Below are 11,680 nucleotides of genomic sequence, written 5' to 3'. Positions count from 1 at the left end.
CCTGTGTTTCGAACTCGTCTCTGTCTCGGAAGAGAAGAAGACTATCGGCGCCTTGCGCTCGGCCCTCTATGGCGAATGCTTCGCCTGCTGCGCGCGATACAAACTGGATGGGCTTTAGGACGATCCTCTGTGCCGCTCCAGCACGACGACGACCTGGCCGACCTCGCGCTTTCGCAGATGATCAAGAATGGCATGATGATCGGCATCGACGCGCGGCACCCAACTGGCGCACCCGCTCGGGAACGATACGGCGGTTAATTTACGGAATCGGGGGCGGCATCATTTCGGAATGCCGTAGCGAATTACCTCGGAATCCGCGCATATATTCGCTTACCCTAATATTAAGATGAGTTTAGTATTGGTCGTTCAGGCGGCTCGCCCAAAGCCCGCCGCGAAAAGTCTATGGGAGGAAACTATGATGTGGGTCGATCACAACATATCGCGTACTTGGGACAGGTCAGTGCTCGGCGCGGCCTTGTTTGGCATGGGCGTGCTCCTGACGGGAACGAACGCCGGAGCTGGCTCTGTGGACAAGACCCCATTCGGAAACACGCAGGACGGCAAAGCCGTCGATCTCTACACGCTGACCAACGACAGAGGCGCGTCCGTCAAGTTCATTGCTTATGGCGGTATCATCACGGCGATCAACGTGCCCGACCGCTGGGGCAAGCTCGGTAACATCGTGCTCGGCTTCAAGGAACTCGCCGATTACGAATCCAAGAATCCCTATTTCGGCGCCCTGATCGGGCGCTACGGCAATCGTATCGGCGGCGCGAAGTTCTCCCTTGACGGCACGCAGTACCAGCTCGCCGCCAATAACGGGCCGAACAGCCTGCATGGTGGCAAGAAAGGCTTCGACAAGGTCGTCTGGGCAGTCGAGCCACTGACCAGCGAGAGCGGCGCGGCGGCGCGACTCAGCTATACGAGCAAGGATGGCGAGGAAGGCTATCCCGGCACGCTTACGGTCGGGGTCGTCTATACTTTCACCAACGACAACGAGCTGCGCATCGATTACGAGGCGACAACGGACAAACCAACCGTGGTCAATCTCACGAGTCACTCCTACTTCAATCTCGCCGGCGACGGTGTGGGCGGGATCGGCGATCACATCCTCACGATCAACGCTGATCGCTACACGCCGGTCGACGCGACCTTAATCCCAACCGGGCAGCTCGCCTCCGTGGCCGGCACGCCGTTCGACTTCCGCCAAGGGATGCCGATCGGCGCACGCATCCGCGCGAGCGACCCACAGATGGTTTTTGGCCGCGGATACGATCACAACTTCGTGCTGAACCGGTCGGGAAGTGGGCTTTCGCTCGCCGCGCGAGTCTACGAGCCGCGCTCGGGTCGGATCATGGAGATATCGACCACCGAGCCCGGTATCCAGTTCTATAGCGGCAACTTCCTCGATTCGACGCTCGTCGGCGCGGCCGGTCAGCAATACCGCCAGACAGACGGCTTCTGCCTCGAGACGCAGCACTTCCCGGATTCGCCGAACCAGCCGTCCTTTCCGACAACGGTGTTGAAACCGGGCGAAACGCTGAAGTCGACTACGGTACACAAATTATCCACCGATGCGTCCTAGAGCTACAGGTGCGTGCATTCCGGGTTGCTGAGTCCGAAATGGGTCGAGCCGCGATCTTCGCGGCATCAATATCCAGGATCCGGAAGTGACCGCGAAGTCACTAGTGAGGGTCATCGGCGCCGAAGGCTGACCCCTTATGACAAGAGCGTAAGGCTTTGATCTAAAGCCGGAAAATGGAAATTGGGTGGGGTCAAGAACGGCGCCGATGATGACCCCACCCAGGATGCTGTTTCACACGGGACACGCCAGCCCGCACGCTCTCAATTTGGCGGCGTACAGCCACGAAATCCTCGCGCCCGCGCGGCAGGATCTGGCGGCATGACATCGGAGCGTCCGCACAATGGTCTTGGAGCGCTTCAAGGCTCGACCATCAGGATGACCACTATGTGCACGGAAGGCGGCGGCACCAGCTTCATGATCTTTTCCCGTCGCCGGATCGGCTGACGACAATTCTCCGCCCGATTGTTGAGGTCCTATGCGAACAATGCTCGACGCTGGGCACGATCTCCCGCCTCGCTGCGCCATCGGATCGATTCCGCCTATTTGTTTTGCTCGGCGATCTCGTGATCTGAATGGGAGCGGCGAATGCTACGAACAATCATCCAAACGCCAGCAACGGCTAGCGGCACTGCAAATGCCGTCATCGTTTCCGCTTCGATGTGGAAGAGCCCGTGTGTTGCCTTCGCGACGTAACCGAACAGGCCGACGATGTAATAGGAAATCGCCGCCACTGAGAGACCTTCCACTGTTTGTTGCAAGCGAAGTTGCAACCGAGCTCGCCGATCCATCGAATTGAGGAGGGTCGTGTTCAGTCGCTCGAGTTCGACATCGATCCAGCTGCGAAGAAGTCCGGTGGCACGTGCGAGCTTTCGCGACAGCTCCGCTTGTCGCGTCTCCACGGATCTGCACGTCCTCATGGCTGGCGCGAGCCGGCGCTCCAAAAACGAGCCGAATGTTTCGTATCCTGAGATAGGCGTTTCGCCCAACATCTTAATCCGTTCCTGGACAATGTCGTAGTAGGCGCGGCTTGCCCCAAAGCGATAGAGGCAAGACGCGGCGCTCGCTTCCAACTCTGCGGCAAGGTGAGTCATCTCCACAAGGAGCTCATCAGCCTCTTCCCTCGCATGGTCGTTCATGCGTTGCGTGATTGCTGTGAAACGGTCCTCGATTTTCGCAATCCCCGGGGAAGCCGAAAGGGCGACGCGCAAACCAAGCATGGCGAACGTGCGATAGGTCTCGATGTCGAGCAGGCGCTGAACCAGAGCTCCACGCCCCGCGCTCGTGAGACTGTGGTCAATCACGAGAATCCGGGTGAGCCCGTCTTCATCTTGACGAAAATCAGTCAAGATCGTCGCCTGGTTCGTCTTGACTTGACTGTAGCACAAACTCTGAGGATCGAAGTAGCGAAGCGCCTCTTCGGTGGGCAGATCCCCAGACCGTAGTTCAAGCCGAATTCCGGAAATGAAGTCTCCGGGCATGGACGTCTCGTCAAATGGCAGACACGAGATATCGCCTCCGAAGATTTCCGTCGTCAGCGTATCCCAGAAGTAAGTGGAGAATTCGGTGTGCCTCTCCCACTGCAAGGAGCCATTATCGTTGGTAGCGACATAGTGGTTTGCATCGGATCCAGGTGCGGCTTCCCCGAACGATTGGCTGAGGGAGGCAATCGCGGCGCGATCCGCAGCGTCACCCTTGTTTCTCTGGAAAGCGACCTGAATGATGACGCGCGGGGTTTCAACCAGCATATAAGGCCGAGCGTGGATCTCGTTGAGCGCCCGATCGCGTTCAGGCGAACTGGGCAATCGGAATCTGCTGCCGTCCATTTTCCCCCCCACCACAGGTTTCGAACGGCATAGCAACTTTCATGCTGACACGAAAGCCGATGGTCGCCGGCGGGGACGCGGCCGCGACGTCATCGATCTGTCCAGCCGGCGCGAGATCCGGTTCGATCAGGTCGAGTTCATTCCGCTCCTCCGCTTGTCATCAAACGGCGACCGGCTGTGGCGATTGAACGTCGCACACATTCCATGGCGCGTGGCGACGCCTTGGAAGATCCGTAAGGAACATCAATTTCATTTGAGCAATGGCTAGCGCAACTATACGGCCCCCCGTATAGTTTCCTGATGGCAATGGAGGTTGCTTGAGGAGGAATTTATGAGCGAAAGAGCTTTTGGATTCTTGTTGGCCGCTGAAATGTCCGCCCTTTTCTGGGCTGCGTTATTCATGGTGGCATTCTCGACCTCTTAGTTGAAGGGAAAAAAGATCAAGGCAGCAATGCCGCATCACTGGCCACACTTTTCATTCAACTCGCGTGTTTCACTGTGACCACACCCCGCGATGCGACAACTTGGTCGCGGCCGTTTTGTTTTGCGGAATAGAGAGCCGACAAAAAACTCGCGCTTTTCACCGCGATCCTAGCGGACGGCATCAATCTCGGCCTCGCCAGAATGGCGTATGTTTCCCCCGGGATCACTATGCGTCAGCGCGCCTGGCCGCATGACTGCACATCCGGGGGAAGGCTACACCGGCACACACGCCAATCTTGTCGACGCCCAGAGGCAATTGCCACCCGCGAGCCTAGGCATGCCGAGGCAACCTGCGACCTCAACGCCCGCTATGGTCCCAATCCCAGCGCCAAATTCTATCGGTCTACCTCTCACCAGTACGGCGCTTGTCATGGTGTGCGCTCGATGGTGAAACGAGGTGTATCCGGGAAAGATCAAGGACATTCTCAAATTAGAGCTTTCCAGCCCGCGATGGCGGCGAGCACCTTCTCGATGCGCAGAGGGATATTGCAACTAATGGTTGCGCGCATCTCATTGCAACTATCCGCCGTTAAGCCGAGGACAATGTGACAACGTCATGACTCTGCCGGTTAACAACGCCATACCGCTCATCCCGCACTGTGGTGAATATACAACATTCGATTGAATAATTTCCTCAAAAACTCAATCCATAGCAATTGCAAGATTAGCAAATTGCCACGCAAGCACTTCCGATAGTAGTGAAATCAAGTCGAGGGCGTAAGCCGAAGTGCGGGCAGGCAATTATGCGAGCAACTCCTGCTGGTCGGGTGTGCGCTCGATCTTTGGGTTGGGCAAATGAAAATCGATGAATGGCTGGGTACCGGACTTGCAAGATGCGGGCACTGTCCTGGGACGGAAACTTGCACATCGCAACTCGATCTTGTCAAACGCTGGATGTGCTGCACGGGGCGGCGTGTAAATCATGCGATAGAAGCAGCTCTAGGATTAAACCCTGCTGGTGCGCATGCTTATACGTCACTTTTTAAGATAGCGCTGATTGTTATTCTGTTCTCTACTGGTCTGACGTTCGCGGCCCCAGGCATCGCCTATGCCGCTTGCTCAACCTTCAATGTGCCCGATGCGAACACGACGCCGTCGACGAACCCGATGGCTTCCGGCGGGTCGATTAGTATCAACATCGGTATTCAGTGTGATCCGTTTGGCCTCAACCCATATCCTGGACCAAACACGACCTCTCCCCAGCATGGTTCGGTAAGCGTCGATTCCGTTGCTGGGGTAGTGACATATACAAATAATGGGGATGGAGCCACCAGCGATAGCTTCGTCGTGGCAGATGCGAGTGCAAACCCTTTCACAATAAATGTGGCAATTGCGGGAGCCACAAGCCCCATCACCGTTTCCCCGGCATCGCTAACCAGCCCGCAAGTCGGCACAAGCTACAGCCAAACGCTAGGCGCAAGCGGCGGCACGGCACCCTATACCTTCGCCCTCACCAGCGGCTCACTGCCGCCGGGCCTATCCTTCAGCGGATCAACTATCAGCGGCACTCCCACGCAGGCGGGTAATAATACAGCGACATTTTCCGTCACGGACAATGGTGGGACAACAACCACCAAGTCCTATGCAATCTCAGTCCCGAACCCATCCAACAATATTGCAGTTGCCGGGCCGCCAGCCGCCGGTGTGAATGTTGCTTACAGTGCAACGCTTTCCGCGTCAGGCGCTTTGGCCCCATATAGTTTTGCGCTCAATACCGGCTCAAGCCTTCCTCCGGGACTTTCATTGGCCAGCAATGGTACGATCAGCGGAACGCCAACGTCTCAGGGAAACTTCAGTTTTCAGGTTGCTGTAACTGATAGCAGTCCGAATCTGCACGGCATATCGCCAGGACCTTATTTCAATGTTGTTACGCTTAATCTGAGTGTTCAAAACGTAGCTCCGCCTGTTGCTGGTCCGGTCAGCGCAACAGTGAACCATGGAAGCAGCTCAAATGCGATTACACTGAACCTGTCGGGGGGAACGGCTTCATCGGTGGCCGTTGCGACGCAAGCCTCTCATGGAACCGCTTCGGCCAGTGGTACTTCAATCACCTATACTCCGACAGCAAGCTACGCCGGTCCGGATAGTTTCACCTATACCGCGACCAATGGCGGCGGCACTTCCACGCCGGCAACGGTCACAATAACCGTCAGCCCAGCCACAATCTCGCTCGGCCCTTCGACACTGTCATCTGGCGCTATCGGGACGGCCTATAGCCAGACCATCACGGCCTCGGGCGGCACCGCCCCCTACACCTATACCATCACCGCCGGCTCTCTCCCGACCGGTTTGAGCCTGTCGCCCACGACCGGTGCGCTTTCCGGCACGCCGACGGCGGCTGGCCCGTTCAACTTTACCATCACCGCGACCGACAGCTCGACCGGGACCGGACCGTTCACCGGTTCGAGGGCTTACAGTTTGACCGTTGCCGCGCCGACAATCGTGGTCAGCCCTACCTCTTTGCCATCCGCAACGGCAGGGACGGCCTTTAGCCAGCCTCTTACGGCCTCGGGCGGTACCGGCGGCTATACTTATTCACTGACGGCTGGCGCTCTTCCGGCTGGCGTAATCCTTTCCTCGGCCGGCGTGCTTTCCGGGACGCCAACGGTAGCAGGTCCGTTCAACTTTACCGTCACCGCGACCGACAGCTCCACGGGTACAGGGCCCTTTACCGGCTCGCAGGCTTACACACTTACCATTGCTGCCCCGACGATCACCATCGCACCGGGAACCCTGCCGGCCGGCACGGCCGGAACCGCCTATAGCCAAACTCTCACGGCTTCGGGCGGCACCGGCTCGTACACATATAGCCTGTTGACCGGCAGCCTTCCGTTGGGTGTGGCCCTTTCCCCGGGCGGCGTACTTTCCGGGATACCGACGATGGGCGGGACCTTCAACTTCACCGTCAAGGCAGCCGACGGCCTCACATTTACCGGCTCACAGGCCTATAGCATCAGCATCGGCGCACCGACGATCACCATCACACCGGCAACCCTGCCGGCCGGCGCGGCCGGAACCGCCTACAGCCAGCCCCTTACGGCCTCGGGCGGTACCGGCGGCTATACTTATTCACTGACGGCTGGCGCCCTTCCGGCTGGCGTAACCCTTTCCTCGGCCGGCGTGCTTTCCGGGACGCCGACTGCCGGCGGGACCTTCAACTTCACCATCACTGCGACAGACAGCTCCACGGGTACAGGGCCCTTTACGGGCTCGCAGGCTTACACACTTACCATTGCTGCCCCGACGATCACGATCACACCGGGAACCCTGCCGGCCGGCGCGGCCGGAACCGCCTACAGCCAGCCCCTTACGGCCTCGGGCGGTACCGGCGGCTATACTTATTCACTGACGGCTGGCGCCCTTCCGGCTGGCGTAACCCTTTCCTCGGCCGGCGTGCTTGCCGGGACGCCAACGGTAGCAGGTCCGTTCCACTTTACCGTCACCGCGACCGACAGCTCCACGGGTACAGGGCCCTTTACGGGCTCGCAGGCTTACACACTTACCATTGCTGCCCCGACGATCACCATCGCACCGGGAACCCTGCCGGCCGGCACGGCCGGAACCGCCTATAGCCAGACCCTCACGGCTTCGGGCGGCACCGGCTCCTATACCTATAGCCTGTTGACCGGCAGCCTTCCGTTGGGTGTGGCCCTTTCCCCGGGCGGCGTACTTTCCGGGATACCGACGATGGGCGGGACCTTCAACTTCACCGTCAAGGCAGCCGACGGCCTCACATTTACCGGCTCACAGGCCTATAGCATCAGCATCGGCGCACCGACGATCACCATCACACCGGCAACCCTGCCGGCCGGCGCGGCCGGAACCGCCTACAGCCAGCCCCTTACGGCCTCGGGCGGTACCGGCGGCTATACTTATTCACTGACGGCTGGCGCTCTTCCGGCTGGCGTAACCCTTTCCTCGGCCGGCGTGCTTGCCGGGACGCCAACGGTAGCAGGTCCGTTCCACTTTACCGTCACCGCGACCGACAGCTCCACGGGTACAGGGCCCTTTACGGGCTCGCAGGCTTACACACTTACCATTGCTGCCCCGACGATCACCATCGCACCGGGAACCCTGCCGGCCGGCACGGCCGGAACCGCCTATAGCCAGACCCTCACGGCTTCGGGCGGCACCGGCTCCTATACCTATAGCCTGTTGACCGGCAGCCTTCCGTTGGGTGTGGCCCTTTCCCCGGGCGGCGTACTTTCCGGGATACCGACGACGGGCGGGACCTTCAACTTCACCGTCAAGGCAGCCGACGGCCTCACATTTACCGGCTCACAGGCCTATAGCATCAGCATCGGCGCACCGACGATCACCATCACACCGGCAACCCTGCCGGCCGGCGCGGCCGGAACCGCCTACAGCCAGCCCCTTACGGCCTCGGGCGGTACCGGCGGCTATACTTATTCACTGACGGCTGGCGCTCTGCCGGCTGGCGTGGCACTTTCCTCGGCCGGCGTGCTCTCCGGGACACCGACTGCCGGCGGGACCTTCAACTTCACCATCACTGCGACAGACAGTCTCTCATTTACCGGTTCAAAGGCCTATAGCCTGGTCATCGGCTCGCCCTCGATCACGATCGCACCGGCCACACTTCCGGCCGCAACCGTTGCCGCTGCCTACAGTCAGACCATCACGTCATCGGGCGGCACCAGCCCTTACAGCTACGCGGTCACGGCGGGTGCTCTGCCGAACGGGCTTACGCTGTCGGCGGGCGGCGTCCTCTCCGGCACCCCGACGGTGTCGGGCACTTTCAACGTCACAATCACCGCGACGGATAGTTCGGGCGGTTCGGGACCGTTCACTGGTTCACGTGCCTACAGCCTGGCGGTCGGCGTCCAGCCTCCGGTCGCGGGCAGCGTTGCAGCAACCGTTACCGCCAACTCGTCGAACAATGCGATCACGCTCAACATCACGGGCGGAGCGCCGACCTCGGTTGCGATCGCAAGCGGAGCTGGCCACGGAACGGCGACCGCATCCGGAACGTCTATCACCTATACGCCGACCGCAGGCTATAGCGGTTCTGACAGCTTCACCTATACCGCAACGAATGGCTCCGGCACCTCTGCGCCCGCAATGGTGACCATGACGATCACTCCGCCGACGCTTTTATTCTCGCCGCCAAGCGGCGCCCTGCCCGCTGGCACGGTCAGCACCGCCTACAGCCAGACAGTCACCGCCTCAGGCGGAACCAGCCCCTATAGCTATAGCGTCACCGGTACGCCGCCGCCCGGGCTGACGCTCAACCACTCGACGGGTGCGATCACCGGCACGCCGACGGCGTCAGGCAACTATAGCTTCTCCATTACGGTCACCGACGCCAACAGCGCCACGACGTCGGCCGCCTATACGATCGCAATTGCACCACCGCTGACAACCTTCGTCTTCTCGCCGGCCGGCGGTGCGCTGACCGAAGCCATGGCGGGCGAGGCCTACAGTCAGCAGATCTCGGCAACCGGCGGCACCGGCACGAAGATCTATAGCCTCGCCTCCGGTAGCCTGCCGAACGGCATGGTGCTCAATATCTCGACCGGCCAGCTGACCGGCCCGCTGGCAACCGGTACGGAAGGGGACTACAGCTTTGCGATTGAGGTCCGCGACAGCAACGGCGCAACTGGAAGAGCCTCCTATACGCTGAAGGTCAAGACTCGATCCGTCGGTGTCGTGGACATGGTTGTCAACGTGCCGGCCGGATCGACGCCTCCCGACGTCTACCTCAATCGCGGTGCGACCGGTGGTCCGTTCACCTCCGCGGTCCTCGCATTTGTGGAGCCCGCCAATGCCGGCACCGCGACCATCATCCAGGGTCAGCTGGCGCAGGCAGGCCCGGTCACTGCCCCGGTCGGCTGGTATCTGCACTATACGCCGAACCCGGCCTATTCCGGCCAGGTCCGCGTCGGCTACGAGCTCGTCAGCGCACTCGGAGCCTCCAACACAGGCACGGTCACCTATAATGTCAGCTATGACGCCGGCAAGGTTGCCGAGGATATCGATAATCTCGTCCATGACTTCGTGCGTTCCAGGCAGAACATGATCGCCAATACGATCGAGGTGCCGGGGCTCCTGCAGCGTCGGCAGATGCAGAAGGCGACCGATCCGATCACCGCGCGCATGATGCCGTCCGAGGAGGGCATGACGCTCGGCTTCTCCACGAGCCTGTCGCAGATGCGGGCGGCCAGCGGTGAGGCGGATGCAGCTTCGGCGCCCTTCAACGTCTGGATCGGGGGCGCCTTCCTCGCCCATGACGACAAGAATAAGACCGACAACACCAGCAAATGGGGCAGCTTTGCGATGGTCAACATGGGAGCAGACTATCTGATCTCCGACAAGGCGTTGCTCGGCCTGTCCTTCCACTTTGACCGCATGACAGATCCGACCGATGAGGATGCTGAGCTGACGGGCAATGGCTGGCTTGCTGGACCCTATGCCTCACTGGAACTCGGCAAGGGCGTGTTCTGGAACAGCAGCCTGCGCTATGGCGGTTCCAGCAACACTATCGACACTCAGTTCTGGGACGGCAATTTCAACACGACGCGGTGGATGGGCGATACTTCCATTGAAGGACAGTGGAACTTGGACGAAGAAACCACGATCTCGCCAAAACTGCGGGCGATCTACTTCTCGGAAAAGGTCGATAACTACACCGTCAAGAACGGTGCCGGCGATGCCATCACTATCGACGGCTTCAACGAGGACCAGTTCCGTGTCAGCCTGGGTGCCGAAATCGCCCGGTCCTTCGTGCTCGAGAGCGGCACGAAGCTGACACCTAAACTCGGCCTCACCGGCGGCTTCTCCGGGCTTGACGGATCGGGTGCCTTTGGTACCGTTACCGCCGGGCTGGCAATGCAGACCATGGACTTCTGGATGCTCGACACGAGCCTGCTCTTCAACATCGAGGGCGACGGCCAGAAATCCGTCGGCGCCAAGGTCTCGGCAGCTAAGAAATTTTAGAATATGCCTCTTAATTCCGCCAATCGATCAATCCTGACGGGAGCCGGTTGGGGGAATTCACGCAATCTATGGCTTCAAGCCGCCCGATCAAGGTTGGTCACATTCTTCTGAGCATTATCCCAATGCAAGCGAAAGCCTTACGCATGCGCAGACCGTGAGGGCAACTCTTCATTTCATTTAAAAAATGTAAGAGACAGCTCTTAAATTTTAAACTCAAAGTCGTCCCAATTTGTTCTTGCATCTAGCGCACTGATTGACGAATGATGGCGGCAAATAGAAACATTCGGGGTATGGTATGTCAGAAGTTTTTCTCGGTCAGATTATGCTTGCGGGGTTTCAATTTGCGCCTAAGGGCTTCGCCCTGTGCAGCGGCCAACTCCTTAGCATTAGCCAGAACCAGGCATTGTTTTCATTATTAGGCACTTATTACGGCGGCGATGGAAGAACGACGTTCGCCCTGCCTAATATGCAGAGCCGCACCGCCGTCGGTTTTGGACCATCTGTCGATCCCAGTTGGCAGCCATCACCTTACCAGATTGGTGAAACGGGCGGCGCCGAAAATGTAACTTTGGTTGGGCAGCAATTGCCTCAGCACACCCACGTAGCGACCGGTACGACAAGCAACGGTACCCTGCGCAATCCTAGCAATGCGCTCTATGGCTCCAACACGGCCAATATCTACGGCCCTTCTTCCGGTCCTCAGGTTACGTTGTCGAACCAGACTGTAACGCCAGCCGGCAATGGCCAGCCCCATGACAATATGCAGCCTTACGATGTGATAAATTATTGCATCGCGCTGTCGGGAGTTTTTCCGTCCCGCAACTGACCATCTCCT

Annotated in this window: 6 protein-coding genes and 1 pseudogene; 5 read left to right on the top strand and 2 right to left on the bottom strand. The window is 59.4% G+C overall.

Annotated features, from left to right (window positions below; genetic code table 11):
* Positions 1–129: 129 nt before the first annotated feature.
* The 3 genes from FHT86_RS38480 to FHT86_RS38475 all read left to right on the top strand — a co-directional run bounded on the left by FHT86_RS38480 (position 130) and on the right by FHT86_RS38475 (position 2,029).
* Positions 130–258 (top strand): hypothetical protein, encoded by a 129-nt coding sequence (locus FHT86_RS38480; protein ID WP_281413673.1) that lies wholly within the window; start codon positions 130–132, stop codon positions 256–258.
* Positions 259–415: 157 nt separating this feature from the next.
* The gene (locus tag FHT86_RS16005) at positions 416–1,585 is read left to right on the top strand and encodes an aldose epimerase family protein (RefSeq protein WP_312862356.1); all 1,170 of its coding nucleotides are present in this window, start codon (positions 416–418) and stop codon (positions 1,583–1,585) included.
* A gap of 318 nt (positions 1,586–1,903) precedes the next feature.
* Entirely contained in the window at positions 1,904–2,029 is a 126-nt protein-coding gene (locus FHT86_RS38475) for a hypothetical protein (RefSeq protein ID WP_281413686.1), read from the top strand.
* On the opposite strand, the pseudogene FHT86_RS38070 reads toward FHT86_RS38475, so the two are convergent.
* Both FHT86_RS38070 and FHT86_RS16000 read right to left on the bottom strand, forming a co-directional pair.
* Positions 1,996–2,117 (bottom strand): annotated as a pseudogene (locus tag FHT86_RS38070) (IS6 family transposase); the annotation flags it as partial. The gene FHT86_RS38475 and the pseudogene FHT86_RS38070 overlap by 34 nt on opposite strands.
* Before the next feature lie 7 nt (positions 2,118–2,124).
* The gene (locus FHT86_RS16000; protein ID WP_133707767.1) at positions 2,125–3,408 is read right to left on the bottom strand and encodes a DUF3422 family protein; all 1,284 of its coding nucleotides are present in this window, start codon (positions 3,406–3,408) and stop codon (positions 2,125–2,127) included.
* Between the two features lie 1,278 nt (positions 3,409–4,686).
* Between FHT86_RS16000 and FHT86_RS15995 the strand changes: the two genes are divergently transcribed.
* Positions 4,687–10,845 (top strand): putative Ig domain-containing protein, encoded by a 6,159-nt coding sequence (locus tag FHT86_RS15995; RefSeq protein ID WP_133707766.1) that lies wholly within the window; start codon positions 4,687–4,689, stop codon positions 10,843–10,845.
* A 295-nt stretch (positions 10,846–11,140) separates the two neighbouring features.
* On the top strand, positions 11,141–11,671 hold the full coding sequence (locus FHT86_RS15990) for a phage tail protein (RefSeq protein ID WP_133707765.1): 531 nt from the start codon (positions 11,141–11,143) through the stop codon (positions 11,669–11,671).
* Positions 11,672–11,680: the final 9 nt, after the last annotated feature.

Origin of the sequence: Rhizobium sp. BK313 (genome assembly GCF_014193655.1) — a bacterium.
GTDB lineage: Bacteria > Pseudomonadota > Alphaproteobacteria > Rhizobiales > Rhizobiaceae > Rhizobium.
Note: the sequence above shows the minus strand (reverse complement) of the source record. Positions and strands in the feature narration are given on the sequence as shown.